The 521-nt window shown below is 51.4% G+C and carries 1 protein-coding gene; it reads left to right on the top strand.

The window, feature by feature from the left end; genetic code table 11:
- On the top strand, positions 1-521 hold a 521-nt coding region (gene rph / locus R7Q09_RS28295), incomplete at both ends, for a ribonuclease PH (protein ID WP_318144228.1).

The following is a 521-nucleotide window of genomic DNA, read 5'->3' as shown; positions in this document are numbered from 1 at the left end:
GGGTGACCGCTGAATACGGCATGCTACCTCGTGCGACTCACTCGCGTACTCGCCGTGAAGCGGCAAACGGTAAGCAGGGTGGCCGTACAATGGAAATCCAACGCCTTATCGCGCGTAGCCTACGTGCAGTTGTCGATTTGCAAGCTATGGGCGAATTCATGATCACGGTTGACTGTGATGTAATTCAAGCTGACGGCGGCACACGTACTGCATCAATCAGTGGTGCAAGCGTTGCAATGGCAGATGCATTCCAACATCTAGTCGATAGTGGCAAGCTAAAAGCAAACCCAATGAAAGGTCACGTAGCGGCAGTATCAGTTGGTTTGCTTGGTGATGAAGTGCTGTGTGACCTTGAGTACGTTGAAGATTCAGCAGCAGACACCGACATGAACGTTGTGATGACAGAAGAAGGTAAGATGATTGAGATTCAGGGCACCGCAGAAGGTGAACCGTTCAGTCATGAACAGCTGATGGCATTACTCGAGTCGGCGAAAGTCGGCATTACGGAAATCGTCGCGGCG

The sequence above is a fragment of the Vibrio sp. 2130-1 genome (assembly GCF_033339515.1).
Note: the sequence above shows the minus strand (reverse complement) of the source record. Positions and strands in the feature narration are given on the sequence as shown.